General features: G+C 71.7%; 24 protein-coding genes. 11 read left to right on the forward strand and 13 right to left on the reverse strand.

What is annotated here, in order from left to right; genetic code table 11:
- Positions 1 to 115: 115 nt before the first annotated feature.
- The 5 genes from BLW14_RS07385 to miaA form a co-directional block, all read right to left on the reverse strand.
- Complete coding sequence (locus tag BLW14_RS07385) at positions 116 to 1,567, reverse strand: M1 family metallopeptidase (RefSeq protein ID WP_093705536.1); 1,452 nt, start codon at positions 1,565 to 1,567, stop codon at positions 116 to 118.
- 87 nt (positions 1,568 to 1,654) lie between these two features.
- Positions 1,655 to 3,769, reverse strand: a complete 2,115-nt coding sequence (locus BLW14_RS07390) for a RelA/SpoT family protein (protein ID WP_093705538.1) — start codon at positions 3,767 to 3,769, stop codon at positions 1,655 to 1,657.
- Positions 3,770 to 3,909: 140 nt separating this feature from the next.
- Positions 3,910 to 4,782: a diaminopimelate epimerase gene (gene dapF, locus BLW14_RS07395; RefSeq protein ID WP_093705540.1), complete on the reverse strand. Its 873-nt coding sequence runs from the start codon at positions 4,780 to 4,782 to the stop codon at positions 3,910 to 3,912.
- A 96-nt stretch (positions 4,783 to 4,878) separates the two neighbouring features.
- On the reverse strand, positions 4,879 to 5,331 hold the full coding sequence (locus BLW14_RS07400) for a hypothetical protein (RefSeq protein ID WP_093705542.1): 453 nt from the start codon (positions 5,329 to 5,331) through the stop codon (positions 4,879 to 4,881).
- Positions 5,332 to 5,435: 104 nt separating this feature from the next.
- Positions 5,436 to 6,374 (reverse strand): tRNA (adenosine(37)-N6)-dimethylallyltransferase MiaA, encoded by a 939-nt coding sequence (gene miaA / locus BLW14_RS07405; RefSeq protein ID WP_093705545.1) that lies wholly within the window; start codon positions 6,372 to 6,374, stop codon positions 5,436 to 5,438.
- A gap of 145 nt (positions 6,375 to 6,519) precedes the next feature.
- Between miaA and BLW14_RS07410 the strand changes: the two genes are divergently transcribed.
- The gene (locus tag BLW14_RS07410) at positions 6,520 to 6,783 is read left to right on the forward strand and encodes an antitoxin (protein ID WP_093705547.1); all 264 of its coding nucleotides are present in this window, start codon (positions 6,520 to 6,522) and stop codon (positions 6,781 to 6,783) included.
- A 62-nt stretch (positions 6,784 to 6,845) separates the two neighbouring features.
- Here the strand turns inward: BLW14_RS07410 and BLW14_RS07415 are convergent, their stop codons facing one another.
- Both BLW14_RS07415 and miaB read right to left on the reverse strand, forming a co-directional pair.
- The gene (locus BLW14_RS07415; protein ID WP_093705549.1) at positions 6,846 to 7,559 is read right to left on the reverse strand and encodes a class III extradiol dioxygenase subunit B-like domain-containing protein; all 714 of its coding nucleotides are present in this window, start codon (positions 7,557 to 7,559) and stop codon (positions 6,846 to 6,848) included.
- A gap of 65 nt (positions 7,560 to 7,624) precedes the next feature.
- Complete coding sequence (miaB, locus tag BLW14_RS07420) at positions 7,625 to 9,145, reverse strand: tRNA (N6-isopentenyl adenosine(37)-C2)-methylthiotransferase MiaB (RefSeq protein ID WP_177153914.1); 1,521 nt, start codon at positions 9,143 to 9,145, stop codon at positions 7,625 to 7,627.
- A 123-nt stretch (positions 9,146 to 9,268) separates the two neighbouring features.
- Between miaB and BLW14_RS07425 the strand changes: the two genes are divergently transcribed.
- The gene (locus tag BLW14_RS07425) at positions 9,269 to 10,267 is read left to right on the forward strand and encodes a TAXI family TRAP transporter solute-binding subunit (RefSeq protein WP_093705553.1); all 999 of its coding nucleotides are present in this window, start codon (positions 9,269 to 9,271) and stop codon (positions 10,265 to 10,267) included.
- 48 nt (positions 10,268 to 10,315) lie between these two features.
- On the opposite strand, the gene BLW14_RS07430 is transcribed toward BLW14_RS07425, so the two are convergent.
- Both BLW14_RS07430 and BLW14_RS07435 read right to left on the reverse strand, forming a co-directional pair.
- Positions 10,316 to 11,710, reverse strand: coding sequence for a sensor histidine kinase (locus tag BLW14_RS07430; RefSeq protein ID WP_093705555.1), 1,395 nt, complete (start codon positions 11,708 to 11,710; stop codon positions 10,316 to 10,318).
- Positions 11,711 to 11,725: 15 nt separating this feature from the next.
- Positions 11,726 to 12,418, reverse strand: coding sequence for a response regulator transcription factor (locus tag BLW14_RS07435; RefSeq protein WP_093705557.1), 693 nt, complete (start codon positions 12,416 to 12,418; stop codon positions 11,726 to 11,728).
- 327 nt (positions 12,419 to 12,745) lie between these two features.
- Here BLW14_RS07435 and BLW14_RS07440 point away from each other — a divergent pair, with 327 nt between their 5' ends.
- The 8 genes from BLW14_RS07440 (at position 12,746) to BLW14_RS07470 (ending at position 19,059) form a co-directional block, all read left to right on the forward strand.
- Entirely contained in the window at positions 12,746 to 13,534 is a 789-nt protein-coding gene (locus BLW14_RS07440; protein ID WP_026242867.1) for an amino acid ABC transporter ATP-binding protein, read from the forward strand.
- A 69-nt stretch (positions 13,535 to 13,603) separates the two neighbouring features.
- Positions 13,604 to 14,443: a glutamate ABC transporter substrate-binding protein gene (locus tag BLW14_RS07445; RefSeq protein WP_093705559.1), complete on the forward strand. Its 840-nt coding sequence runs from the start codon at positions 13,604 to 13,606 to the stop codon at positions 14,441 to 14,443.
- Between the two features lie 75 nt (positions 14,444 to 14,518).
- A complete protein-coding gene (locus BLW14_RS07450) occupies positions 14,519 to 15,184 on the forward strand; it encodes an amino acid ABC transporter permease (RefSeq protein WP_093705561.1) in 666 nt (221 codons plus the stop codon).
- Entirely contained in the window at positions 15,181 to 16,092 is a 912-nt protein-coding gene (locus BLW14_RS07455) for an amino acid ABC transporter permease (RefSeq protein ID WP_093705563.1), read from the forward strand. The genes BLW14_RS07450 and BLW14_RS07455 overlap by 4 nt, the downstream gene beginning before the upstream one ends.
- A 203-nt stretch (positions 16,093 to 16,295) precedes the next feature.
- A complete protein-coding gene (locus BLW14_RS07460) occupies positions 16,296 to 17,912 on the forward strand; it encodes an FAD-dependent monooxygenase (RefSeq protein ID WP_093705565.1) in 1,617 nt (538 codons plus the stop codon).
- Positions 17,913 to 17,944: 32 nt separating this feature from the next.
- The gene (locus BLW14_RS35715; protein ID WP_311307652.1) at positions 17,945 to 18,031 is read left to right on the forward strand and encodes a putative leader peptide; all 87 of its coding nucleotides are present in this window, start codon (positions 17,945 to 17,947) and stop codon (positions 18,029 to 18,031) included.
- A 111-nt stretch (positions 18,032 to 18,142) separates the two neighbouring features.
- On the forward strand, positions 18,143 to 18,652 hold the full coding sequence (locus BLW14_RS07465; RefSeq protein WP_093705567.1) for a cupin domain-containing protein: 510 nt from the start codon (positions 18,143 to 18,145) through the stop codon (positions 18,650 to 18,652).
- Positions 18,649 to 19,059, forward strand: a complete 411-nt coding sequence (locus BLW14_RS07470; protein WP_093705569.1) for a rhodanese-like domain-containing protein — start codon at positions 18,649 to 18,651, stop codon at positions 19,057 to 19,059. The genes BLW14_RS07465 and BLW14_RS07470 overlap by 4 nt, the downstream gene beginning before the upstream one ends.
- A 56-nt stretch (positions 19,060 to 19,115) precedes the next feature.
- Here BLW14_RS07470 and BLW14_RS07475 read toward each other — a convergent pair whose 3' ends face one another.
- On the reverse strand, positions 19,116 to 21,662 hold the full coding sequence (locus BLW14_RS07475; RefSeq protein WP_093705571.1) for an FtsX-like permease family protein: 2,547 nt from the start codon (positions 21,660 to 21,662) through the stop codon (positions 19,116 to 19,118).
- Between the two features lie 357 nt (positions 21,663 to 22,019).
- Between BLW14_RS07475 and BLW14_RS07480 the strand changes: the two genes are divergently transcribed.
- Positions 22,020 to 22,658, forward strand: a complete 639-nt coding sequence (locus tag BLW14_RS07480; protein WP_093705573.1) for a DUF6197 family protein — start codon at positions 22,020 to 22,022, stop codon at positions 22,656 to 22,658.
- A 48-nt stretch (positions 22,659 to 22,706) separates the two neighbouring features.
- Here BLW14_RS07480 and recX read toward each other — a convergent pair whose 3' ends face one another.
- The 3 genes from recX to BLW14_RS07495 form a co-directional block, all read right to left on the reverse strand.
- A complete protein-coding gene (gene recX, locus BLW14_RS07485; RefSeq protein ID WP_093705575.1) occupies positions 22,707 to 23,348 on the reverse strand; it encodes a recombination regulator RecX in 642 nt (213 codons plus the stop codon).
- Positions 23,349 to 23,351: 3 nt separating this feature from the next.
- Positions 23,352 to 24,479 (reverse strand): recombinase RecA, encoded by a 1,128-nt coding sequence (recA, locus tag BLW14_RS07490; protein ID WP_093705577.1) that lies wholly within the window; start codon positions 24,477 to 24,479, stop codon positions 23,352 to 23,354.
- A 238-nt stretch (positions 24,480 to 24,717) separates the two neighbouring features.
- Positions 24,718 to 25,923 (reverse strand): AI-2E family transporter, encoded by a 1,206-nt coding sequence (locus BLW14_RS07495; protein WP_093710670.1) that lies wholly within the window; start codon positions 25,921 to 25,923, stop codon positions 24,718 to 24,720.
- Positions 25,924 to 26,065: the final 142 nt, after the last annotated feature.

A 26,065-nucleotide genomic window follows, 5' to 3' on the forward strand; every position in this document is an offset into this window, starting at 1 on the left:
TGCGTCAGTCACAACGCGTGACCTGTCCGGATGATTCCCGTCCCGGAAATCGTCCGCTCCGGCGCCGCGGCGACCCGTCGATAGTGGCACGGTCCGCGCGGGGCGTCACGCGGGTTTACACGGGCGGCGCGCTGCTGTGCCAGTCGGGGTGCCCCGGCATGGGCGGTGTCTTCGCCCCGTACAGCCAGCCGTCGAAGAACGCGGTCAGGTCGCGTCCCGACACCTGCGAGGCGAGCCGGACGAAGTCGGCCGTGGCGGCGTTGGAGTCGCGGTGCTTGTGCACCCAGCGCCGTTCGAGCCGGTCGAAGGCGTCGTGCCCGATCTCCTGGCGCAGCGCGTACAGGACGAGGGCGCTGCCGTCGTAGACGACCGGGCGGAACAGGCTGATCTTCCGGCCGGGCTTCGGCGCCGCGGGCCGGGCGGGCGGGCCTCCGGCGGCGCGCCAGGCGTCCGACTGGATGTAGGCGTTCCGCATGCGGTCCTCCAGCGGCGCGCCGATGCGGTCCTCGGTGTAACGCGCCTCGTACCAGCTGGCGTGTCCCTCGTTCAGCCAGAGGTCGGACCAGGACTGCGGGGAGACGCTGTCGCCGAACCACTGGTGGGCCAGCTCGTGCACCATGACCGACTCGACGTACCACTCGGGGAAGCGCGTGTCGGTGAACAGGCGCTTCTCGAAGAGGGAGAGCGTCTGGGTCTCCAGCTCGAACCCCGTCCGGGTGTCGGCGACGAGAATTCCGTAGTTCTCGAACGGGTACGGGCCGACCTGCCGCTCCATCCACTCCAGCTGGCCGGGGGTCCTCTTCAGCCAGGGTTCCACGCGGTCCCGGTCGGCCGTCGGCACTACGTCGCGCACCGGCAGTCCGTGCGGCCCGGTGCGGCGCACCACGGTGGAACCGCCGATGCTGACCTGGGCCAGTTCGGTGGCCATGGGGTGCTGGGTGCGGTAGGTCCAAGTGGTGGTGTCGCCGTTGCGGCTGCGGCCGGTGGGCAGTCCGTTGGCCACCACGGTCAGGTCGTTCGGCGCGGTGACGTGGAAGGTGAAGTACGCCTTGTCGGCCGGGTGGTCGTTGCTGGGGAAGACCCGGTGTCCGGCGTCGGCCTGGTTGGCCATGGCGAGTCCGTCGGCGGTGCGCACCCAGCCGCCGCTGTCCTCTTCGCCGCTCGGGTCGCTGGTGTGGCGGACGGTGATGCGGAGCGGGATTCCGGCCGGGATGCGGCCCACCGGGCGGACGACGAGGTCCTCGTCCGCGGTCTCGAAGCCGGCGCGCAGTCCGTTGACGGAGACGGAGCGGACGGTTCCGCGGGTGAAGTCGAGGTTGATCCGGTCCAGCGGCTCGGTCGTCCGCGCGTCGATGGTGGTGACGGCGTCCAGCGGCTCGTCGTTGCGGCCCTTGTAGGTGAGGCCGATGTCGTAGGCGAGTACGTCGTACCCGGGGTTCCCGAGCTGCGGGAAGAGCGGGTCGCCGATGCCTAGGGGCACCGGGTCGGCAGGCAGGGTGGCGGCGACGAGCGCGGCCGACGCGGCGGCCAGCACAGCGGCCCGCGAGCGGCGGGAGAGGAACGGCATGGACTACGGCTATCAGCGCCGGCCGGCCCGGGTGGTGCGGCGCGCGCCGCACCACCCGAATGAGAACGCGGTTTGCCGCCCCGTAACTCAGAGCGCCCCGGCGGGGTGCTGCGCGCGGCTCACGTCGTAGACGCCGGGCACCTCGCGCATGGCGCGCATCAGCGCGGGAAGACCCGCCGCGTCCGGGAGCCGCAGCGTGTAGGTGTGCCGTACGCGCTGTTCGCTCGGGGGCTCCACGGTGGCGGAGATGACCGCCGCGTCCGCCCCCGCGATCGCCTCGGTGAGGTCGGCGAGCAGCCGGGGCCGGCCGAACGATTCAGCGACCAGCGTCACCCGGCACGCCTGCTCGTCGCCCCAGCTCACGGCGACCGGGGCCCGCCCGACGGCCTCCATGCGGGCCACCGCGGGACACTCCAGGCGGTGCACGGTGACGGCGGCGCCGCCGCGCACGGGGAAGCCGGTCACCTCGTCGGGGGGTACGGGCGTACAGCAGCCGGCGAGCCGTACGGCCGCGTCCGGCCGCTCGGCGACGGCGGTCGCGGTACGGGCCCTGGCGGTCTCGGGCACGGCGGGCGGGGACGGCTGGGGGTCGCGGTCCGCCGGTGCGCCGGGCTGGCCGGCGTCCGCCGCCTGGGGGTGGGCGTCGAGCCAGCCGGTGATGGCGATGCGGGCGGCGGGCGTGCGCGCGTGTTCCAGCCAGTCCGGCGAGGGGCCGGACGCGGCGTCCTCGGCCAGCAGCGGCTGCACGGTGTCGCCGTCCTTCAGGACGGTGCTGAGGGTGGCCAGCCGGCCGTTCACCCGGGCCCCGATGCAGGCGTGGGCCGCGTCCCCGTGCTGGGCGTAGGCCGCGTCGACGCAGCTGGCGCCCGCGGGCAGGCCGAGCATGCCGCCGTCCGTGCGGAAGACGGTGATCTCGCGGTCCTGGGCGAGGTCGGCGCGCAGGGTGGTCCAGAAGGTGTCGGGGTCGGGCGCGGACTGCTGCCACTGGAGGAGGCGGGAGAGCCAGCCGGGGCGGGTGGGGTCGGCGCGCTCGCCGTCGGAGGGTTCGGCGGTCTGGGGCGCGCCCTCGGATACGTACGGATTGCCGAGGGCGACGACGCCGGCCTCCGCGACCTTGTGCATCCGGTGCGTGCGGATGAGGATCTCGGCGACCTCGCCGTCCGGGCCGACCACCGCGGTGTGCAGCGACTGGTACAGGTTGAACTTGGGGGCGGCGATGAAGTCCTTGAACTCGGAGATCACCGGGGTGAAACAGGTGTGCAGCTCACCGAGGACGGCGTAACAGTCGGCGTCCTCACCGACGAGCACCAGGACCCGTCCGAAGTCGCTGCCGCGCAGTTCGCCGCGTTTGATCCGGACGCGGTGGACGGAGACGAAGTGGCGGGGCCTGACCATGACCTCCGAGGAGATGCCGGCTTCCCGAAGGACCGAGGCGATGTTCTCCGCCGTGGCGCCCAGGGGGTCGGGCCCGTCAGCCGCCGCGGCGATCAGCGCGTCGGTGCGGGCGTACTCCTCGGGATGGAGGATGGCGAAGACCAGGTCCTCCAGCTCGGTCTTCAGCGCCTGGACGCCGAGCCGTTCGGCGAGGGGGATCAGAACGTCGCGGGTGACCTTGGCGATCCTGGCCTGTTTCTCGGGGCGCATCACGCCGAGGGTGCGCATGTTGTGCAGCCGGTCGGCGAGCTTGATCGACATGACGCGGACGTCGTCCCCGGTGGCGACGAGCATCTTGCGGAAGGTCTCGGGTTCGGCGGCTGCCCCGTAGTCGACTTTTTCGAGTTTGGTGACGCCGTCGACGAGGTAGCAGACCTCTTCGCCGAACTCCTCCCGTACCTGGTCGAGCGTCACCTCGGTGTCCTCGACCGTGTCGTGGAGCAGGGAGGCGGTCAGCGTGGTGGTCTCGGCGCCCAGCTCGGCGAGGATGAGGGTGACGGCGAGCGGATGCGTGATGTAGGGCTCGCCGCTCTTGCGCATCTGCCCTCGGTGCGAGGTCTCGGCGAGCAGGTAGGCGCGCCGCAGCACGGAGAGGTCGGCGTCGGGGTGGTGGGCCCGGTGCGCCTCGACGACGTGCGCGATGGCGTCGGGGAGCCGGTCGCGGGAGACCGGTCCGAAGAGGGCGGCCCTGCCGAGCCTGCGGAGGTCGATCCGGGGACGGCCCCGCCTGCGGATGGGAGCACCTGGGCTGGTGGCCTCTGCACTCATGGGGGCACCTCCGGCGACGTCGACCGGCGGTGGGGAGGTGCGGCGCGCCTCCGGGCCGGTGCTTGATGCTACCGAGCCCACCACGCGGCGGAGTCCCGCTCTCGCCCAGCGTGAAACGGATCACCCATTCGAGCGATGTGTTACCCGTTCAGCGTTTCGAGCCAGGCCGGATCGATCTTGCCCTCGGCCACGATGACGGCCGGCCCGGTCATCTCGATCCCGCCGTCGGGGTGCTCGGTGATGACGAGGCTGCCGCCCGGCAGGTCGACGGTGTACGTGACCGGCTCGCCGGTCAGCGCGGGGTCGGCCTGGTCGCGGCGGGCCGCCGCGACGGCCACCGCGCACGCTCCGGTACCACAGGAGCGGGTCTCGCCGGAGCCGCGCTCGTGGACCCGCATGGCGACGTGGCGGGGGCCGCGGTCCACGACGAACTCGATGTTGACGCCGTCGGGGTAGACGGCGGCCGGGGCGAAGGACGGCTCGGTGAACAGATCACCGGCGTGGGCCAGGTCCTCGACGAACGCGACCGCGTGCGGGTTGCCCATGTTGACGTTGCGGGTCTCCCAGTCGCGGCCGCCGACGGTGACGGTGACGCCGTCGGCGGGGAGCAGGGCGCGCCCCATGGCGACGGTGACGTCGCCGTTCTTGGCGAGGTGGACCTTCTTGACGCCGCCCCGGGTGGCGATCGCGAGGTCGCCCTCCTCGACGAGGCCGGCGCGCTGGAGGTAGCGCGCGAAGACCCGCACGCCGTTGCCGCACATCTCGGCGACGGAGCCGTCGGAGTTGCGGTAGTCCATGAACCACTCGGCGTCCTGCGCCATGGCCTTCGCCTCGGGGTGAGCGCCGGAGCGCACGACGTGCAGCAGGCCGTCGCCGCCGATCCCGGCACGCCTGTCGCAGAGCCGGGCGACGACGGGGGCGGGCAGGTCGAGGGCGTTGTCCGGGTCGGGAACGATCACGAAGTCGTTCTCGGTGCCGTGGCCCTTGAGGAAGGCGATCTGCGAGGTGGTCACGGGACAACTGTACGAGGCGGAGCGGACAGCGCGGAAAACGGCCCGCCGCGCGGACAGGGGCTCGGGCCGCTCTCCGGCCCGGCGACTCCCCGCAGGTCAGCGCAGTCGCGCCACGCGCCAGACGGCGAGCGCGACGAGCACGGCGCAGACACCGGCGTAGAGCGCCACCACACGCCAGTCGGGACGCTGGGACGAACCCCTGGACGGCAGTCCGGGCCAGGTGTGGCCGACGCGGCGGGCGGCCATCATGGACCAGCCGGCGGCGCAGCAGCTGATCAGCAGGCCGAGCATGGCCACGACCGCGCCGCCGTCGCCGAACTCGAAGGCGAGGGGGAAGGCGAACATCAGCGAGCCCACCGCGGCGAGCGTGACGATCGGCGCGAGCTGCCAGATGCGCAGCCGGCGGGCCGGGCGCAGCTCGACCTCGACCTCGGGGGTCACGTCGAGCTCGTCGGGCCCGTCCGGGCTGAGGCTTCCCGCCTCAGGCCCGGTCTCCGGTGCGCCGTGTTCCGGTACGTCTTGTTCCGTGTCGCGAGGGCCGGCCTCCATCGCCACGCGCCCTCCCAACTCGGACTCCAGTCGATCGATGCTCGATGATGGCACGCCCGGGGTCACCGAAATGACGGGCGGAGCGTCCCGATGCCATCACGTGATCAGGCTGTAACCGCCCGTTCGACCAACGCCAGCGCCCGGCCCGGGAGTTCTCCGCGGTGTTCCGCGGCGCCACTCAGCCACTGGACGCGCGGGTCGCGGCGGAACCAGGAGTCCTGACGGCGCGCGAAGCGCTTGGTGGCGCGCACGGTCTCGGCGCGCGCCTGGTCCTCGGTGCACTCGCCGGCCAGCGCGGACAGCACCTGCTGGTAGCCGAGCGCCCGGGAGGCCGTACGGCCCTCGCGCAGCCCGTGTGCCTCCAGGGCGCGCACCTCGTCGACGAGTCCCGCCTCCCACATGCGGTCGACGCGCAGGGCGATGCGCTCGTCGAGTTCCGGGCGGTCCACGTCGACGCCGATCTGCACGGCGTCGTAGACGGCGTCGTCGCCGGGGAGGTTGGCGGTGAAGGGCTTGCCGGTGATCTCAATGACCTCCAGGGCCCGGACGATGCGCCGGCCGTTGCTCGGCAGGATCGCGCGGCCGGCCTCGGGGTCGGCGGCGGCGAGCCGCGCGTGCAGGGCCCCGGAGCCGTTCTCCTCCAGTTCCGCCTCCAGCGCGGCCCGGACGTCGGGGTCCGTGCCGGGGAACTCCAGCGCGTCGATCGCGCCCTTCACGTACAGGCCGGAGCCGCCGACCAGGATCGGGGTGCGGCCCTCGGCGAGCAGCCGGTCGATCTCGGTGCGGGCGAGGCGCTGGTACTCGGCGACGCTGGCGGTCTCGGTGACGTCCCAGACGTCCAGCAGCCGGTGCGGGACCGCCGCGCGCTCGGTGAGCGTCAGCTTCGCGGTGCCGATGTCCATCCCCCGATAGAGCTGCATGGAGTCGGCGTTGATCACCTCGCCGTCGAGCTGCTGGGCGAGGTGCACCCCCAGGTCGGACTTTCCTGCTGCGGTGGGGCCGACGACGGTGATGACCTGAGGTGCGGGAGCTGAGCTTGTCACCGGCCCAGTCTCCCCCAAACCCGCGCCTCGCATCCCGAATGAGGGAAGCTCGGACGGGGAAGGTGACGCGGCGGTGCGGTCTTCCCCGTACAGTGGTTGTACATATGGGTTATTTCTCACAGTTTCCGAGCGGAGAAGGTGCCCAATGGGCTTCATGGACAATGTGAAGGCGAAGCTGGCCCCGGCCAAGGAGAAGGTCAGCGACCTCGCGCAGCAGCACGGGGACAAGATCGACCAGGGGCTCGAGAAGGCCGCCCGGACGGTGGACGAGAAGACCAAGGGCAAGTACAGCGACAAGATCGTGACCGGCCGGCAGAAGGCCAAGGACGCGGTGGACAAGCTGGCGAACAAGGACGGCGGGACGACGCCCCCGTCCGCAGGCGGTACGACGCCGCCGCCCGCCGCCTGACAGCGGGAGAAGAAGGGCCCCGGAGCGCGTCGCTCCGGGGCCCTTCGTACGTTCCGACGCCCTCAGGACCAGGCGGCGACCAGATAGCCGACCCCGTAGGGCGCGTCCTCGTACAGCAGCCGGCCGGCCAGACCGGCTCCCTCGGCCGCCCCCGCCAGCACCTGCCAGGGCGCCCGTCCCGCGGCCTTGAGTTCGTACGCGAGCGGCTCGTCGAGCGCCGTCAGCGCTTCCGGGTCGGCGTCACCCAGGGCGCGTGCGGCAGCGGCGTCGAAGGCGGCGGCGCGCTCGTCCAGGTAGCCCGGGGCCTTCAGGGTGCGGCAGGCGCTGCCGTCGCCCATCACCAGCAGCGCGACCCGGTCCGCCCGGCGGGCCAGTTCGCGCCCGGTCTCCACGCAGCGCGCGGTCTCCAGCGGTTCGCCCACGCCCAGGCCCTCGACGGGGGCGTCCGCCCAGCCCGTACGGGCCAGCAGCCAGGCACCCACCGCGAGCGAGGGCGGGAGCGGACGGCCCTCCCGCGTTCCCCGTTCCTGACCGAGCCGAACCTCCAGGTCGACGCCGAACTCGCGGAAATCGCCGGCGGCCCCCTCCGGGTGGGTACCGCGCCCCGCCGGGTCGGCCGGACCGATCACCACGAGCAGGTCGGGCCGGGAGGCCGCGAGGACGCCCAGGGCGTCGGTGCACGCCGTCCGGGCGTCATTCAGCTCGGGCGCGGCGCCGGCGGCGACGTCGGGTACGAGGAGCGGCGGGCAGGGGCAGACAGCGGCGGCGACAAGCATGGTCGGCAGCGTACTGCGGCCCCTCCCCCGCCCGGACCCGGCCGCCCCGTCTCGGGCGTCGGAGGTCAGTCGCAGCCGCAGCCCGGGGCCGCCGCGGCCGGCAGGGGTGCGGGGGCTCCGATGCCGGGCAGGCCGAGCATGACACCGGCCGGCTTGGCGGCCGCGGCGGCGTTGCGCTTCTCCCAGGCGTCGCCGGAGCGGGTCCGGCGCACCCCGAGCGGAGCGCCCTCGGCGAGCAGGTGGTGCGGGGCGGCGTAGCTGATCTCGACGGTGACCACGTCGCCGGGGCGCACGTCCTGGTCCGGCTTGGTGAAGTGGACCAGGCGGTTGTCGGGGGCGCGGCCGGACAGCCGGTGGGTGGCACCGTCCTTGCGGCCCTCGCCCTCGGCGACCATGACGTCCAGGGTGCGGCCGACCTGCTTCTTGTTCTCCTCCCAGGAGATGTCCTCCTGGAGGGTGGACAGGCGCATGTAGCGCTCCTGCACGACCTCCTTGGGGATCTGCCCCTCCATGTCGGCGGCGGGCGTGCCGGGCCGCTTGGAGTACTGGAAGGTGAAGGCGTTCGCGAAGCGCGCCTCGCGGACCGCGTGCATGGTCTGCTCGAAGTCCTCCTCGGTCTCTCCGGGGAAGCCGACGATGATGTCGGTGGAGATCGCGGCGTCCGGCATCGCGGCGCGCACCTTCTCGATGATGCCGAGGAAGCGTTCCTGCCGGTAGGAGCGGCGCATCGCCTTGAGGACCCGGTCGGAACCGGACTGCATCGGCATGTGCAGCTGCGGCATCACGTTCGGCGTCTCGGCCATGGCGGCGATCACGTCGTCGGTGAAGTCGCGCGGGTGCGGCGAGGTGAAGCGGACACGCTCCAGGCCCTCGATCTTCCCGCAGGCGCGCAGCAGCTTGGAGAAGGCCTCCCGGTCACCGATGTCGGAGCCGTACGCGTTGACGTTCTGGCCGAGCAGGGTGATCTCGGAGACGCCCTCGGCGACCAGGGCCTCGATCTCGGCGAGGATGTCGCCGGTGCGGCGGTCCTTCTCCTTCCCGCGCAGGGCGGGGACGATGCAGAAGGTGCAGGTGTTGTTGCAGCCCACGGAGATGGAGACCCACGCGGCGTACGCGGACTCGCGGCGGGTGGGCAGCGTGGAGGGGAAGGCCTCCAGGGACTCGGCGATCTCGACCTGCGCCTCGTCCTGGATCCGGGCGCGCTCCAGCAGCACCGGCAGCTTGCCGATGTTGTGCGTACCGAAGACGACGTCCACCCAGGGCGCCCGCCGCACGATGGTGTCGCGGTCCTTCTGGGCGAGGCAGCCGCCGACCGCGATCTGCATCCCGGGGCGCTTGGTCTTCATCGGGGCGAGCCGGCCGAGGTTGCCGTAGAGCTTGTTGTCGGCGTTCTCACGGACCGCGCAGGTGTTGAAGACGACGACGTCGGCGTCGCCGTCGGAGCCCTCGGGCGCCCGGACGTATCCGGCGTCCTCCAGGAGCCCCGACAAGCGTTCGGAGTCGTGGACGTTCATCTGGCACCCGTAGGTGCGCACCTCATAGCTTTTTCTGACGTCCACTGCTTCGCTCCGGTTGCCGCTGCTCATGCGACAAGGGTAGGCGCTGCCCGGACCCCGTCCGTCTCGGGCGGTGTGGGGTACCCCGCACCGGGCGGCCGATCCGCCGGCACCCCTGGTCACGGCCGGGAACGACCTGGCAGGATCGCCGCCATGCTCCCGGCCCCGTCCCGAATCGGCCGGCGTCACGCCCTGCGGGCCGGCGCCGCCCTCGCCGTCGTGCTCGGGATGCTGCTCTGGTGGCTGCTCCCGCTCGGCGACCCGGCGCCCAAGGGCAGTCTCTCGTTCAGTACGGGGGTGCGCAGCGGCGTCTACCAGCGCTACGGGGAGCGGCTGAAGGGCGCCCTGGCCACGGATCTGCCCCATGTGTCGATAAAGCTCCAGACGAGCGAGGGCTCGCAGCAGAACCTCGCCAGGGTCGCGGCGGGCGAGGCGGACTTCACCATCGCCACCACCGACGCCGTCGCCACCTATCTGCGTGACCGCAAGCCCGGCTACCGGCGGCTGCGCGGCTGTGTCCGGCTCTACGACGACTACATACAGCTGATCGTGAAGCGGGACTCGGACATCCGCAGCGTGGCGGACCTGCGGGGCAGGCGGGTCGCGGTGGGACAGCCGGGGTCCGGCGTGAAGCTGGTCGCCGACCGGCTGATGACGGCCGCCGGTCTCGACCCGGTCCACGACGTGACGCCCCTGCCGGTGGGCATCGACACCATGCCGCGGCTGCTGGAGGAGGGGAAGCTCGACGCGTTCTTCTGGTCCGGCGGGCTGCCCACGACGGCGGTGGCGGATCTGTCGGAGCGCTTCTCGATCAGGCTGGTCCCGCTGGAGGAGCCCCTGATCAAGCAGCTCCAGTCGGCGGGCGGCTCCACGCGCTACTACCGCTCGGCCGTGATGCCCGCCGACGCCTACCGCAACGCGCAGCAGGGCCAGGCCGTCCCCACGGTGGCCGTCGCCAATGTGCTGGTGACCACGGACCGCACCGACGCGGCGATGACCGAGGCGTTCACCCGTACCGTGATCGACAGCCGCGACCGCATCGGGCGCGAGGTGCACGCGGCGCAGCTGGTGGACCTGCGCACGGCCATCTACACGGACCCGCTCCCGCTGCACGAAGGGGCGAAGCGCTACTACCGGTCGGTCAAGCCGTAGCGCCTTCCACGGCCGCGCGGGACAGCCGCGGAAGTGCGGGCGCGCTGCTCAGCCCTTCGGGTCGTGGCGGGGTACGGAGACCGTCACGCTCAGTCCGCACGGTTCCTTGCGGGCGTACGAGAGCGAGCCGCCGCCCGCCGCCAGGAGTGCCTGGGAGATGGAGAGGCCGAGCCCCGAGCCGTGGATGTTCTGGTGCTGGGGGCTGCGCCAGAAGCGGTCGCCGACCCGTTCGAGCTCCTGCTCGGTGAGGCCGGGGCCGCCGTCCGCGACGACCACCGTCACGTCCTTGCTGCCGGAGGCGACCGTGACGCGGACCTCCTCGTCGGGGGGCGTGAACTTCAGGGCGTTGTCGATGATGGCGTCGAGCGCGCTGGACAGGGCGATGGGGTCCGCCCAGGCGGTGACGGCGGGCGGTCCATCGGCCCGGAGCCGTACGCCCTTCTCCTCGGCCACCGGCCGCCAGGACGCGACCCGTTCGGCGGTGAGCGCGCCGATGTCCGTGAGCTGGAGGTCGCTCTCGGCGTGCTCGGCGAGGGCGAGGTCGAGGAGGTCGTCGAGGACCTGGCCCAGGCGGCGGCCCTCGGTGCGCACGGAAGCGATCTCCTCGTTGCCCTCGGGGAGTTCGAGGGCGAGGAGCTCGATGCGCAGCAGCAGGGCGGCCAGCGGGTTGCGCAACTGGTGGGAGGCGTCGGCGACGAAGGCGCGCTGCTGCTCCAGCACGTCCTCGACGTTGTCGGCCATCTCGTTGAACGAGCGGGCCAGCCGCCTGAGTTCCGGGGGCCCGCCGGACGCGGCGACCCGGGACCGCATCCGGCCGCTGGCGATGTCGTGGGCGGCGGCGTCCAGCGTCTTGACGGGCAGCAGGACCCAGCCGGTGAGGCGGATCGCGGCGCCGACGGCCACCAGCATGGCGACGGCCTCGCCCGCCGCGATCAGCAGCCAGCCCCGCATCGTGTCGCCGCGCATCTGGCCGGTGGGCGAGTCGATGACGACGACGGCGATGACGTCTCCGTCGCGCACGACGGGCGAGGCGACGACGACGCGGCCGTCCTGCCAGGGCCAGACCTGCGGCGGGTCGTGGCTGCGACGGCCGAGCAGCGCTTCGCTGAACGCGGCTCGCCCCTCCCCCTCGACGGGCAGCCGCCAGGCGGCCGGGGCCTTCGCCATGGCGGAGTCGTCGCGGTAGAAGACACCGGCCCGGATGCCGTACACCGAGTCGTACGTTTCCAGCTCGGTCTGGAGGGTACGGCGCCGTTCGTCGTAGCCGCGGGTGCGCTCGGTGATGAACTGGGCGAGCGCCGCGAAGCGTGCCGTGTCGTCGATGCGGTCGATCACGACGCGCTGCTGCTCCGCGGCGGCCACGCTGACGGCCAGCGGGAAGCCGAGGGCGAGCAGGACACTCGCCATCAGGACGATGAGCAGCGGGAGCAGCCTGGTACGCACCGGGGACGTATGCCTTTACGCGGACGGGGAGACGAGGCGGTAGCCGACCCCGCGCACCGTCTCGATCAGTGCGGGCAGCCGCAGCTTGGAGCGCAGTGAGGCGACGTGCACCTCCAGCGTGCGGCCCGTTCCCTCCCAGCTGGTGCGCCACACCTCGCTGATGATCTGTTCGCGGCGGAAGACCACGCCGGGCCGCTGGGCGAGCAGCGCGAGCAGATCGAACTCCTTTCGGGTGAGCTGCACTTCGCTCCCGTCGACGCTGACCCGGCGCGTGGGCAGCTCGATACTGACGTGCCCGAGACGCAGTGCGGCGACGGGCGTGGACACGGTGTCCTCGTTGCCCGCCTTGCGCCGGCTGACCGCGTGGATACGGGCCAGCAGCTCGCCGGTGTCGTACGGCTTGGTCACGTAGTCGTCGGCGCCGAGGTTGAGCCCGTGGATGCGGGAGCGCACGTCGGCCCGGGCGGTCACCATGATCACCGGCACGGAACTGCGCTTGCGGATCTTGCCGCACACCTCGTAGCCGTCCTGGTCGGGCAGCCCGAGGTCGAGGAGCACGACGCCGAAGGGCTCGGTGTCGGCCGGCAGGAGCGCCTGGAGGGCTTCGTCCCCGCTGCGGGCGTGGACCACCTGGAAGCCGTGCCGGGCGAGGATCGCGGACAGGGCGGCGGCCACGTGGTTGTCGTCCTCGACGAGCAGCAGTCTCATGGCCCCCCCTTGGCAGCGGCGTGTGTCGGTGGTCGGTCCGTACGGTCGCGTACGCCCCCGGTCACTTCCCCGTTCCGGGGTGTTTCACGTAGGGGTGTACCAGGGAATCCACGCCGATCAGGGGTGGACAGTCAAGGGCCTGCCCGATGTATCCGGGTTTCCGTTATGCACCCGGTACGCCCGGCGCCACAGCCGCGACGTCCCCTTCACGCGGAGTGTCCGGTTGCCGCCGGATCGTTATGCTCAATTTCCGCTCAGATGTAATGACGCTGGTAGCACTGCGTCACTAGGGTCCTTCCCAACCGAGGAGGACGGAGCAAGAAGCCGATGAGCGGAGTTTCAGTGACCAAGGGCGCCGAGGACGCTGCACCCGCGCCCGGTGGCGATCTGGTGGTGCTGAGCAACGTCAACAAGCACTTCGGCGCGCTGCATGTGCTCCAGGACATCGACCTGACGATCGCCCGCGGCGAGGTCGTGGTCGTCATCGGGCCGTCCGGGTCCGGGAAGTCCACGCTGTGCCGCACGATCAACCGCCTGGAGACGATCGACACGGGTGCGATCACCATCGACGGGAAGCCGCTGCCCGCGGAGGGCAAGGAACTGGCTCGGCTGCGTGCCGACGTCGGCATGGTCTTCCAGTCGTTCAATCTGTTCGCCCACAAGACGGTCCTCGAGAACGTGATGCTCGGGCAGCTGAAGGTCCGCAAGACGGACAAGAAGGCTGCCGAGGACAAGGCGCGTTCGCTGCTCGACCGGGTGGGCGTCGGTACGCAGGCCGACAAGTACCCCTCCCAGCTCTCCGGGGGCCAGCAGCAGCGCGTGGCGATCGCCCGCGCCCTGGCGATGGACCCGAAGGTCATGCTCTTCGACGAGCCGACCTCGGCGCTCGACCCGGAGATGATCAACGAGGTCCTCGAGGTCATGCAGCAGCTCGCCCGCGAGGGCATGACGATGGTCGTCGTCACCCACGAGATGGGCTTCGCGCGCTCCGCGGCGAACCGGGTCGTCTTCATGGCGGACGGAAAGATCGTCGAAGAGGCCACGCCCGACCAGTTCTTCAGCAACCCGCGCAGTGACCGGGCCAAGGACTTCCTGTCGAAGATCCTTCACCACTGACGGAGCCCGCAGTGCCGGCTTCCGCATCTGTTGATCACTCACTTCGCGTCAACTCTAGGGAATTTCACCATGCAGCTTCGTAAGGTCACCGCCGCCTCGGCCGCCGTGCTCGCTCTCGCCCTCGCCGCAACCGCCTGTGGTTCCGACGACAAGGACGACTCGGCTTCGGGCGGCGGCAAGAAGATCACCATCGGCATCAAGATCGACCAGCCGGGTATCGGCCTGAAGACGCCGGACGGCAAGTACACCGGCTTCGACGTCGACGTCGCCACGTACGTCGCCAAGGAGCTCGGCTACGACGCCAAGAACATCGAGTTCAAGGAGACCAAGAGCCAGGACCGCGAGACGGCGATCTCGCGCGGTGACGTCAAGTTCATCGTCGCCTCCTACTCGATCAACGACGAGCGTCTGAAGAAGGTCGACTTCGCCGGTCCGTACCTGCTCGCCCACCAGGACATCCTGGTCCGCGCGGACGACGACTCGATCAAGAAGCCTGAGGACCTCAACAACAAGAAGCTCTGCTCGGTCACCGGTTCGACCTCGGCGCAGAACATCCACGACACGCTGGCCCCGAAGGCGGATCTGCAGGAGTACGGCGGCTACTCGGAGTGCCTGACCGGCCTGGAGAACAAGGCCGTCGACGCGCTGACTACGGACGACAGCATCCTCGCCGGCTACGCCTCGCAGGACGTCAACAAGGGCAAGTTCAAGCTGGCCGGCTTCAAGATGACCAACGAGAACTACGGCATCGGCCTGAAGAAGGGCGACGCCGACCTCAAGAAGAAGATCAACGACGCGCTGACCAAGATGGTCTCGGACGGCTCGTGGCAGAAGGCCGTGGACGCGAACTTCGGTCCGGCCGGCTACAAGAACGAGAAGGCTCCGAAGATCGGCAACGTCGTCAAGTGAAGCAGGGCTGACCGGGCGCGCCGCCGCTGAACGGCGGCGCGCCGCGCCCTCCTACACGCGGAAGCACGGGAGATCGTGTTCGACTTTCTTGATGGTTACGACCTGTTGGGGGCCTTCTGGGTCACGGTGAAGCTCACCGTGTTCTCCGCCCTCGGCTCCCTCATATGGGGAACGCTGCTGGCCGGCATGAGGGTCAGCCCGGTCCCCCTGATGCGCGGTTTCGCGACCGCCTACGTGAACGTGGTCCGGAACATTCCGCTGACCGTCATCATCATGTTCGCCTCGCTGGGTCTGTACTCGACGCTCGGCATCGCCCTCGGTTCCACCGACATCAAGGGCATCAACTTCCGGCTCGCGGTGCTCGCCTTCGTCGTCTACACCGCGTCGTTCGTGTGCGAGGCCATACGTTCGGGCATCAACACGGTGCCGGTCGGCCAGGCCGAGGCGGCCCGGGCACTCGGGCTCAGCTTCACCCAGGTGCTGCGGCTGATCGTGCTCCCGCAGGCGTTCCGGTCGGTGGTCAACCCGCTGTCCAACGTGCTCATCGCGCTGACGAAGAACACCACGGTCGCTTCGGCGATCGGCGTGGCCGAAGCCTCGTACCTCATGAAGGAAATGATCGAGAACGAGGCGCAGCTGCTGCTGATCTCGGGCGTCTTCGCCCTCGGCTTCGTGATCCTGACCCTCCCGACCGGCCTCATCCTCGGATGGGTGGCCAAGAAGGTGGCGGTGAAGCGATGAGTTCCGTCCTCTACGACACGCAGGGGCCCCGCGCCAAGCGGCGCAACATCCTGTACACCGTCCTCTTCGTGCTGGCCGCCGCGGCGGTGGTGTGGTGGGTGTACGACGGCCTCGCCGAGAAGCACCAGCTCGACTGGGTCAAGTGGAAGCCGTTCTTCGCCGGCACCCAGGCGTGGGAGACGTTCATCTGGCCGGGCTTCCAGAACACGATCAAGGCGGCGTTCTTCGCTCTGATCATCGCTCTGCCGCTGGGCGCGCTGTTCGGCATCGGGCGGCTCTCGGACCACCGCTGGGTGCGCGTGCCCGGCGGGGTGGTCGTGGAGTTCTTCCGCGCCATTCCCGTGCTGCTCCTGATGATCATCGCCAACCAGGCGTACTCCGAGTACACCGACCTCGACCCGGACACGCGTCTGCTCTACGCAGTCGTCACGGGCCTGGTGCTCTACAACGCCTCGGTGCTCGCCGAGATCGTGCGCGCCGGCATCCTGACGCTCCCCCGCGGGCAGACGGACGCGGCCAAGGCGATCGGCATGCGCAAGGGCCAGACGATGGTCTTCGTGCTGCTGCCGCAGGCGGTCACCGCGATGCTGCCGGCCATCGTCAGCCAGCTCGTGGTCATCGTGAAGGACACCGCCCTCGGTGGCGCGGTGCTCAGCTTCCCGGAGCTGCTGGCCTCGGTCCGGCCGATGTCCGCGAACTACGGCTCGAACACCATCGCGTGCTTCACGATCGTCGCGCTGGTCTACCTCGCGCTGAACTTCGCCCTGACGTCCTTCGCGAGCTGGCTGGAGCGTCGGCTCCGGCGCGGGAAGAAGAGCACGGGCGCGGTCGTGGGCACCGGCCCGGGGGGCGAACTGGAGACGATCGGTGCGCCGTCGCTCAACATGGACGACGGAACCGCCGCCTGACGGCTCGTCGTACGACGCCCGCGAGGGGCGGTGGCACTCCTGTCACCGCCCCTCGCCGCGTTCCGGCGTCGCTTGACGCAAGCACCGGCAGTAGGTTGCATACGTTCTGTGATCGCGCACCGAGTCCCCGACGCCGCAGCACCCCCTTCGACGCACGCGCACCTTCCCTTCCGTTTCGCCGGCCTCACGACGGGGGACGCGCCGTGGACCCGGTGATCGTCGTCGGTGCCGGGCCGGTCGGCCTGGCGCTGTCGCTCGCCCTCGCCGGGCAGGGCGTGCCGTCCGTGCTGCTCGACGAGGACCCCTCCAAGGACGAGACACGCCCCGCCCGCACGGTCGTACTGCGCGAGGACACCGCGGCCTTTTTGGAGCGTCTGGGCTGCAAGGCACTTCGGGACGACGGGCTGCGCTGGACCGGCTGGCGGTCGGTGCGGCGCAGACAGCTGGTGCGCGAGCTGCCGCTCGGCGAGGAGCCGTCCCCGGGCAGCGGTACGCCGGCCGCCCCCGTGCACGTGCCCCAGCACGCGTTGGTACGGAGTCTGCGCGACGCGGTGTCCGCGCACGAGCTGGTGCAGACGGCCGGGCCCAGCCGGATCGACACCCTGGAGCAGGACCCGGCCGGGGCCACCGTGCACACCAGGGAGCCCGGTTCGACCTGGTGGCGCGGGAGTTACCTGGTCGGCTGCGACGGCGCCCGGTCCACGGTGCGCAAACTCCTCGACATCAGGTTTCCCGGGCGTACGGCGGTGGAACGGCACGCCGTCGCCGCACTGCGCACCGAACTGCCCTGGCCCGGCGAGGCCGTGCTGCACCGGTCGCCCCCGTGGCGCACCGGTGGCGCCGAGGTCACCGCGCGCCCGCTGCCCGACGACGTCTGGCGGCTGGACTGGCTGCTGCCCGCGCGCGCCGAACTGGTCACGCCGGACGCGCTGGTCACGCGGGTCCGGGACACCCTGGCCGGCTGGTGCGGCGAGACACCCCCGTACGAGCTGCTGGACACCGGGGTCTACACGCTGCACCACCGGCTGGCCCGTCGCTGGCGCGTGAAGCGGGCCTTCCTCGCCGGGGACGCGGCCCATCTGCTGGGCGCCCTCGGCACCCAGGGGCTCGACGAGGGGCTGCGGGACGCCGAGAACCTCGCGTGGAAACTGGCCCTCGCCTGGCACCACGGGGCGTCCGACGCGCTCCTCGACAGCTACCAGGCCGAACGCCGGGCCGCCGTCGCCTCACGGCTGCGCGCCGCCGACCAGTCGCTGCCGATACTGCGGGGCGGCGGAGGTCTGCGGACGCTCGTACCGGGGAGCGCACGGGGGCACGACTCGCTGCTCATGGACGGGCATCTGGGCTGCGGCCCCCTCGGTGCGCCCCCGTCCTACGCGCTGTCCCCCCTCGCGCCCCCGCGCGCCGAGGCGCACACCTCGGTGGGTACGCCCCCCGGTGCGCCGGTGGCCGATGTCCGGGTCACGGCGCCCGACGGCACCGCGGTACGGCTGCGCGAGCGGCTGGGTCAGGGGCAGTTGCTGGTGGTGCTCGTCGCGCCGGGAACCGGAGTCTGGGACCGGCGCCACTGGATGCGCGCCGGAGTGATGCCCCGGCTGGCGGAGGCCGTGACGGCAATGCCGGTGAAGGCCGAGCTGCTGGTGGCCGAGAGCTATCCGGGGGCCTCCGCGCACACGGTGCTGCTGGTCAGGCCGGACGGACATCTCGTCGAGGCGTTCGGCGGGGTGCGTCCGGCGGAGCTGCTGGCGGCGGCGGAAGCGGCGCGCGGCGGCACGGCACGGACCTCGGTGCGTGCCGACCGGACCGCAGACGTCAATTGACCCTCGCGGGCGCGCATGGTCTACTCCGGGTCATGACCGACACCGATGTGCGCCTGTGGCGGAGGGTCCATATGGACCTGCTCCGCTATGCGGGCTGCGTGTGTCGTCCGTCCTGCTGAATCGCCTTCTCCTTGCCCTCGCCGTGCGCTGTGCCGTGCGGCGGGGCGTCCGCGCGAACTCTCAGGACGGTCTCCGTGTCTGCCTCTTCGTTCCCCGTTGTTCCCGTGCCCATGCGCACCTCCGCCCCGGCTCCGACCGCCGCGGAACTGCTCGACTTCGTCCGTCGCACCGCCGAGGACACCGAACTCATCGCCTCCCTCCCCCTCGACCCCGAGGGCCGGACCTGGATCCGGCTCGACGGGCCCGGAGGCAGCGAGGCCTGGCTGATCGGCTGGCCGCCGGGCACCGGCACCGGCTGGCACGACCACGCCGACTCGATCGGCGCCTTCCTCACCGCGGCCGGCACGCTCACCGAGCACTCTCTCGCCGCCCGGCTGCCCACCGACGGCTGGAAGACCCTGGAGCTGGCCGAGGACATCGACCGGACCCGGGAACTGACGCCCGGCCGGGGCAGGGCCTTCGGCCGCCACCACGTCCACGAGGTGCTGAACGGGTCCGCCGCGGAGCACGCCGTCTCGGTGCACGCGTACTACCCGCCGCTGCCGCGCATCCGGCGCTACAGCCGCACCGGCGCCGTGCTCCGCCTGGAGCAGACCGAGCGGCCGGAGGACTGGCAGTGAGCCACGGACCGCACGAGGGCGACGGCATCCCACCCGGGATCGACGAACTGCTGGAGCGGGTCAGGGCCGGTTACGTACGGCTCGGCCCGCAGGAGGCGTGGGCGGCGGCGGCCGAGGGGGCCCTGCTCGTGGACATCCGGTACGCGGAACTGCGCGAGCGGGACGGGCTGATCCCCGGGGCGCTGGTCGTCGAGCGCAACGAACTGGAGTGGCGGCTCGACCCGCGGGGAAGCCATCGGGTTCCGGAGGCGGTGGACCACGGCTTGCGGGTGGTGGTGATCTGCAACGAGGGGTACGCGTCGAGCCTGGCCGCCGAGTCCCTGCACCGGCTCGGCCTGTACCGGGCGACGGACCTGGACGGCGGCTTCCAGGCCTGGCGCGCGGCGGGGCTCCCGGTCGAGGCGTGAGGTGAGGGGGCGGCCCCCGCCCCTCACCGCCCCGCGTCCACCGCCGCCCCTTCCCGTCACCGCCCGGCGGCCACCTCGACCGGCCGGGTGCGCAGTGCGAACCGGCCGGGCAGCGCCGTGGCGGTCAGGGCGAGCAGGGCGGCGACGCCCACCACGGCCCCGTACACGAGTGGCAGGACACCGGGCGCGGCGCTGCCCGTCATCCCGATGCTGAACGCGGTCAGCACGGCGAGCGCGATGCCGGTGCCGAGAGCGGTGGCGATGACCAGGACCGACAGGGCCTCGGTCCGGAGCATCCGCAGCACCTGGCGACGGGTGGCACCGGCCAGCCGCAGGAGGGCGAACTCGCGGAACCGCTCGGAGACGGACATGGCCAGCGTGTTGACGACGGCGATGGCGGTGAAGGCGAGGACGAGCCCCATGGCGAGCAGGTTGACCTCGGCGTTCTCCTGCTGCCGGTCGGCCTGGAGCCGGTCGGCGACGGCCGGGGTGACGACGGTGACGCCGGGGAACTTCTCGACCGAGGCGGACAGTTCGCCCTCGGATGCCTTTCCGGCCACCAGGACCGTCGTGGCCAGCGGGTTGTCCATGTGCCGTGCGACCAGGTCGTGCGGCAGGGTCAGGTCACCGAAGCCGAGACCGCGTCGGTAGACGGCGGCGACCGTGAGGGTGGCGGGGGTGCCGTCGCCGAGGTGCAGCTTCAGGGCGCTGCCGGGACGCAGCCCGAGGCGGTCGGCGGCCAGTTCGCTGATCGCGGCGGACCGCTCGTTCGCGGCGAACGCGGCGAGGGAACCGCTCGTCACATCCGGGTCCCAGGTGTGGCCGAGGCCCGTCCCGGTGACGCCCTGCACGGTGTACTTCTCCAGCCCGACCCGCACGGTGGTGCGTACGACCTCCGTGACGGCGGTGACGCCGGGCGTCGCACGGACCGCCTCGGCGGCCGCCGAGGGAACGCCCGGGCCCTGCGCGCCGAGCACCCAGGTGGCGCGGGTGCCCTCCTCGGCCTGGGCTCGCGCGGTGGCGTCGACGGTCGGCTGGAGGAAGAGAACCGTGCAGATCATGCCGATGAGCAGGGTGAGCGGGGTGACGACGGAGGCCATCCGGGTGGAGTTCCCGCTGATGTTCGACCTGGCCAGGGTGCTCATCGGACCCGTCCGCCGGAGCACACCCGACATCAGGAAGGCGGCGGCCCGGACGAGGAAGGGGCCCAGCAGCGAGACCGCCGTGGCCAGCACCACCACCGCCAGGAAGGTGACCGGTGTCGAGGTGGCCTCGGTGTGCAGCACGCTCAGGACGCCGGCCAGCGTGCCACCGCCGGCGAGCAGGAACAGCCCCGCGAGCGTGCGGCCCACGGCAGGACAGCGGCGCTCGGTGGCGGACTCGGCCATCGCCTCCGCCGGGCGCAGACCGGCGATCCGGCGCCCCGAGATCCGGGCGGCGGCCCAGGCGCCGAGCAGGGTCACGGCGACGGCGACACAGGCGGGAAAGACCCCGGCGGTCCGCTCCAGGGTGGGCGGGACCACTCCCAGGTCGATGAACCGGCCGTGCAGCCACGCGGCGAGCGGCAGTCCGGCGACCGCGCCGAGGGTCCCGGCGAAGGCGCCGACGATCAGGGCCTCGCGGCCGAGCAGCCGTCGGATCTGCCGCGAGGTGGCGGCGACGGTGCGCAGCAGGGCGAGCTCACGCCGGCGCTGCTGAATGGAGAGCGCGAACGTCCCGACGACGACGAGCACTGCAACCAGCAGCGAGGTGCCACCCATGGCCCCGCCCATCGAGACGAGCTTGACCCGGGCACCCGCGGCGTCGAGGAACTCGACCGGTCCGCGTCCGTCACCCGTCGCCACCTGGGCGGTGGTTCCGTCGAGCGCGACCTTGACCCGCTGCTTCAACGCGCCGAGATCGGTACCGGGCTCGGGCAGCACGCCGAGCGCGGTGACCTGGCCCGCGCGGTCCGCGAGGCGCTCCGCCTCGGCCTCGGAGAAGAACAGCGCGCTCTGCTGCCGGAGTCCGCCCCGGCCTCGGGGCGCCGCGATGCCGCTGACGCGGTACCCACGAGGGGCGCGGGTCGACTGGACGGTGATCCTGTCACCCGTCGTGAGGCCCGCCCGTGCGGCGAGGGCCCGGTCGATCACCACGTCGCCGGCCGAGGCGGGGGCCCGGCCGCTGGTCAGGGCGAAGGGGGTCAGCGGGGCCGACGACCAGGCGTGTCCGTAGGAGGGAGAGCCGTTGTGGTCCGGGAGGCCGAGCGGCTGGGCGAGGAAGGTCAGTTCCGGTACGACGGTGCGGACGCCGGGCAGGGTGCGCAGTCGGTCGGCGGTGGCTGCGGGCAGCCAGGCCCGCTCGGCGACGGGCTTCGCCCTGTGCTTGGTCTTCGTCTTGCCGTTGCCCTTGTGCTTGACGGTCGTGCGGTGGACGTTCTGGTCGGCGGAGACGATCAGTGGGGTGGCCGCGTACCGCTCGGTGGCGATCCGCCCTCGCAGTCCGGTCTCCAGCAGGGTTCCGCAGGCGGTGACGAGGCCGGCGGCGCACATGAGGGCGAGGAACGCCCCGAGAAACCCTGCCTTGCGGTGCCGGATCGTCCGCAGGGCATAGCGCAGCATCATGAGGCGTCCGTCTCTGGTCGGTCGGTGCGTCGGTGCGTCGGTGCGTCGGTGCGTCGGTGCGGAGGCAACTCCGGATGCGTCACAGACTGCTCCGTGCACCGGTGTCCGCGCACTGGAGCATTCCGGCGTCTGCGTGCGGGGGCTGTCCCCCGCCTCCCTTCGGTGACGGGCGCTCTCTCGACCTGAATGCGCCGCGACACACCCGTATGGCACCGCTCCGGTGGAGCGATCCGGCCACCCGACGGACATTCGCCTCACGGCGAGCGGGGCCGCTCACGGCGAGCCCGGCCCGTCCGCCTGGACGACGAAGCCCTCTCGGGGGCGCCGGACCGCCGCTACGACGGGGAGCACGCACCGATGCCGACGACCGCCCTCACTCCCGACGAACTCGACGCCCAGGCCGCACGCCTCCACGACACGGACGCCTGGCAGCAGATCGTCACCGGCTGGGACCTGACCGCACCGAGCCCGTCACCCGCAGGGTCCCCCATCGCCCCCGCGCAGCCGACGCCGGACGCCGCCGGCGATTGGCGCGCCCTGCTCTCCGTGCCGGTGGACCAGCTGATCGCCGACACGGTCCGCGCGCTGCCCCCCGCCGCACCGCGTGAGCGTCCGCTCCCAGGACGCATCGGTGCGATGCTGCCCGACCGGCTCCACACGTGGCGGCGCATCGGACGGCCCGAGGTGCCGCCGTCCGTCCATCTCGCCCATGCCCGGCAGATCCTGACCGAGTGGGGCTGGCAGAACACTCCGTACCGGCTGCGGAACGTCCGGGGCGCCCGCTGTGTCTGCGGCGCCATGCTCACCGCGCACCGACTGGGCTACGGCTCGGCGGAGACGGTCGACCGGGCCGGCGCCTGGCTGATCGCCGAACTGCGCTCCCAGGGCTGGACCGGGCTGATCGGGCCGTGGAACCGCTACCCGGGACGCACCGCCGCGGACGCCCTCGCCCTGATCGACGCCACCATCGCCCGCGCGGCCCGCGCCGGCCAGTAGCGTCCCGCGCTTCCCCGAAGCACCGGCGGGCGGACCACAGCCGCGTGGTCAGAACGGCTCGTCCAGCCCCTCCGTGTCCTCCCCCTCTTCCTCCAGCGCCCGGCGCACCACGCGCAGGGCCATGCCCTCGCCGTACCCCTTGCGGGCGAGCATGCCCGCAAGACGGCGCAGTCGTTTGTCCCGGTCCAGGCCCCGGGTGGAACGGAGCTTGCGGGCGACGAGCTCCCGGGCGGTCTCCTCCTCCTGCTCGGAGTCGAGCTGCCCGACGGCTTCATCGATCACCGCCGCGTCCACGCCCTTGGTCCGCAGCTCACGGACCAGCGCGCGGCGGGCGAGCCCGCGGCCGTGGTGCCGGGACTCGACCCAGGCGTCGGCGAACGCGGCGTCGTCGATCAGACCGACGTCCTCGAAGCGGGACAGCACCTCCTCGGCCGCCTCGTCCGGGATCTCCCGCTTGCGCAGGGCGTCCGCGAGCTGCTTGCGGGTGCGCGGTGTGCCGGTGAGCAGGCGCAGGCAGATATCGCGTGCCCGCTCGACCGGGTCGCGCGGTTCCCCCTTCTCGGCCCTCGACGAGGAGGGGAAACCGCTGTCACTGGACCGGGAGCGGGAACGGCGTCCCGCTCCCTCACCGGATCCGGAGGCCGCGCCGGGGTCGGCGGCGCTGTCCGGCCACTCCGTACGACGCGTCACGGATCAGCTCTTGGCCGCGGCCGCCTTGGCCGGCTTGGTCTTGCCGGCCGAAGCGGTCGCCGGCTTCGCGACCGTGTCGGCCTGGGCCGCCGTGCCTGCCGCGTCCGCACCGGACTCGGCGGAGGCGTCCTCGGGCTGGGCCCCGACGCCCAGCTTCACCAGGATCTTCTTCTCGATCTCGTTGGCGAGGTCGGGGTTGTCCTTGAGGAAGTTGCGCGCGTTCTCCTTGCCCTGGCCGAGCTGGTCGCCCTCGTACGTGTACCAGGCGCCGGCCTTGCGGACGAAGCCGTGCTCCACGCCCATGTCGATCAGGCCGCCCTCGCGGCTGATGCCCTGGCCGTAGAGGATGTCGAACTCGGCCTGCTTGAAGGGCGGCGCCACCTTGTTCTTGACGACCTTGACGCGGGTGCGGTTGCCGACCGCGTCGGTGCCGTCCTTGAGCGTCTCGATCCGGCGGATGTCGAGGCGCACCGAGGCGTAGAACTTGAGCGCGCGGCCACCGGTGGTGGTCTCCGGCGAGCCGAACATCACACCGATCTTCTCGCGGAGCTGGTTGATGAAGATCGCCGTGGTCTTGGACTGGTTGAGCGCGCTGGTGATCTTCCGGAGCGCCTGGCTCATCAGGCGGGCCTGGAGACCCACGTGCGAGTCGCCCATCTCGCCCTCGATCTCCGCGCGCGGCACCAGGGCCGCGACGGAGTCGATGACGATCAGGTCGAGGGCGCCCGAGCGGACCAGCATGTCGACGATCTCAAGGGCCTGCTCACCGTTGTCCGGCTGGGACAGGATGAGGCTGTCGATGTCGACGCCGAGCTTCTTCGCGTACTCGGGGTCGAGGGCGTGCTCCGCGTCGATGAAGGCCACCGAGCCGCCGAGCTTCTGCGCGTTCGCCACCGCGTGCAGCGTCAGCGTCGTCTTACCGGAGGACTCCGGCCCGTACACCTCCACCACACGGCCGCGCGGCAGGCCGCCGACGCCGAGCGCGACGTCGAGCGCGGTGGACCCGGTGGGAATCACCTCGATGGGCTCGTTCGGCCGCTCGCCGAGGCGCATCACCGCGCCCTTGCCGAATTGCCGTTCAATCTGTGCGAGTGCGGCGTCCAGCGCCTTCTCGCGGTCGGTTCCTGCCATGGGTTCCACCCGATTTGCTTGAGTCGATCGCTTCACGTCAAAGACGCTAACCCCTGCCACTGACAATGGGCCTCGACGTCCTCCCGGCCTGTGGACAACTCCACGGTCGGGCCCGGGAAAACCCGGCCGGAATCCCATGAGAATGGATGTTCGATTTTAGTGTCAAGCGCACCACGCCGCCGCCGGAACGGGCGGCCCGGCGGCCCGACAGGACCGGCCGCCGGCCTCGGGAGCGCCTTCAGGCACCCGGCCCGGCAGGCCCCTCCGGCCGCTGGGGATCCTCCGGCCCGCCGCCGCCCGGCTCCCCGTCCGGCCGCCGGCCGTCCTCGCCCGAGAGGGCGGCTCGCATCCCTCGCAGGCGGGCCCACAGGGGCTCTCCCCGCACGCCCGGGCGGCTGCCGTGGACGCGCGGATCGTCCGTGACGTCGTACCGCTTCACGTACGCGCCGAGGAATGCCTGGAGCGTGGCCACCGCCGGGATGGCGATCAGCGCGCCGACGGCGCCCATCAGTGCCGTACCCGCGATGACCGAGCCGAACGCGACCGCGGGGTGGATGTCCACCGTCCTCGCGGTCAGCTTCGGCTGGAGCATGTAGTTCTCGAACTGCTGGTACACCACGACGAAGCCGAGGACCCACAGCGCGTACCAGGGGTCGACGGTGAATGCGATCAGCATCGGCAGGGCGCCCGCCAGGTAGGTGCCGATCGTGGGGATGAACTGGGAGACGAGCCCGACCCAGACCGCGAGCGCCGGCGCGTACGGCACCCCGAGTGCGGCCAGCAGGATGTAGTGCGCGATGCCGGAGACGAGTGCCATCAGGCCGCGCGAGTAGAGGTAACCGCCGGTCTTGTCGACCGCGATCTCCCAGGCCCGCAGCACCTCGGCCTGGCGGGCGGGCGGCAGCACGGAGCACAGCCCGCGGCGCAGTCTGGGTCCGTCGGCCGCGAAGTAGAAGGAGAACAGGAAGATCGTCAGCAGCCGGAACAGGCCCCCGAGGACCGTCGCCGAGACGTCGAGCACGCCGGTCGCGCTGTTCTGGACGTACTTCTGCAGCCAGTCGGAGTGCAGCAGGCTGTCCTGGACCTCGACGCGGGAGAGTTCGGTGTGGAAGGTCTGGTTGACCCAGTTGATCACCGAGTCGAGGTACTTCGGGAAGTCCTCCACCATGTCGACGATCTGGCCCGCGAGCATCGAGCCGAGCAGGACGACGAAACCGGCCCCGGCGACCAGCACGAGGAGGAAGACCAGGAAGGTGGCGAGGCCGCGGCGCATGCCGCGGGCCGACATCCGGCTCACGGCGGGCTCGATGGCGAGCGCCAGGAAGAAGGCGATCAGCACGTTGATGAGCAGGCCGATGAGCTGGTCGAACGCCCAGCTGCCGAGCCGGAAGCAGGCATAGAGCGCGAGGGCGAGAACCATGGCACGCGGCAGCCAGGCCGGCATGCGGGCGGGCACGGCGCCGGACGGCGGGGCCGGGGGTACGGGCGGCGTGCGGGGCGGCTGGATCTGAGCGGTCTCGTCTGTGGGTGCCACGGAGCAAGTCTCGCCTATCCGGGTGACGATCCGTCGCGCGCCCCGGGAGGTG

This window comes from Streptomyces sp. 2131.1 (assembly GCF_900105515.1).
In the GTDB taxonomy this organism is placed as follows: domain Bacteria; phylum Actinomycetota; class Actinomycetes; order Streptomycetales; family Streptomycetaceae; genus Streptomyces; species Streptomyces drozdowiczii.

Bases quoted from the DNA above. Each gene is read 5' to 3' on its own strand.
- BLW14_RS07385 (WP_093705536.1), bottom strand. From the start codon at position 1,567: ATGCCGTTCCTCTCCCGCCGCTCGCGGGCCGCTGTGCTGGCCGCCGCG.
- BLW14_RS07390 (WP_093705538.1), bottom strand. From the start codon at position 3,769: ATGAGTGCAGAGGCCACCAGCCCAGGTGCTCCCATCCGCAGGCGGGGC.
- BLW14_RS07400 (WP_093705542.1), bottom strand. From the start codon at position 5,331: ATGGAGGCCGGCCCTCGCGACACGGAACAAGACGTACCGGAACACGGC.
- BLW14_RS07410 (WP_093705547.1), top strand. From the start codon at position 6,520: ATGGGCTTCATGGACAATGTGAAGGCGAAGCTGGCCCCGGCCAAGGAG.
- BLW14_RS07415 (WP_093705549.1), bottom strand. From the start codon at position 7,559: ATGCTTGTCGCCGCCGCTGTCTGCCCCTGCCCGCCGCTCCTCGTACCC.
- miaB (WP_177153914.1), bottom strand. From the start codon at position 9,145: ATGAGCAGCGGCAACCGGAGCGAAGCAGTGGACGTCAGAAAAAGCTAT.
- BLW14_RS07425 (WP_093705553.1), top strand. From the start codon at position 9,269: ATGCTCCCGGCCCCGTCCCGAATCGGCCGGCGTCACGCCCTGCGGGCC.
- BLW14_RS07435 (WP_093705557.1), bottom strand. From the start codon at position 12,418: ATGAGACTGCTGCTCGTCGAGGACGACAACCACGTGGCCGCCGCCCTG.
- BLW14_RS07440 (WP_026242867.1), top strand. From the start codon at position 12,746: ATGAGCGGAGTTTCAGTGACCAAGGGCGCCGAGGACGCTGCACCCGCG.
- BLW14_RS07445 (WP_093705559.1), top strand. From the start codon at position 13,604: ATGCAGCTTCGTAAGGTCACCGCCGCCTCGGCCGCCGTGCTCGCTCTC.
- BLW14_RS07455 (WP_093705563.1), top strand. From the start codon at position 15,181: ATGAGTTCCGTCCTCTACGACACGCAGGGGCCCCGCGCCAAGCGGCGC.
- BLW14_RS35715 (WP_311307652.1), top strand. From the start codon at position 17,945: ATGACCGACACCGATGTGCGCCTGTGGCGGAGGGTCCATATGGACCTG.
- BLW14_RS07465 (WP_093705567.1), top strand. From the start codon at position 18,143: ATGCGCACCTCCGCCCCGGCTCCGACCGCCGCGGAACTGCTCGACTTC.
- BLW14_RS07475 (WP_093705571.1), bottom strand. From the start codon at position 21,662: ATGATGCTGCGCTATGCCCTGCGGACGATCCGGCACCGCAAGGCAGGG.
- BLW14_RS07480 (WP_093705573.1), top strand. From the start codon at position 22,020: ATGCCGACGACCGCCCTCACTCCCGACGAACTCGACGCCCAGGCCGCA.
- recA (WP_093705577.1), bottom strand. From the start codon at position 24,479: ATGGCAGGAACCGACCGCGAGAAGGCGCTGGACGCCGCACTCGCACAG.
- BLW14_RS07495 (WP_093710670.1), bottom strand. From the start codon at position 25,923: ATGCCGGCCTGGCTGCCGCGTGCCATGGTTCTCGCCCTCGCGCTCTAT.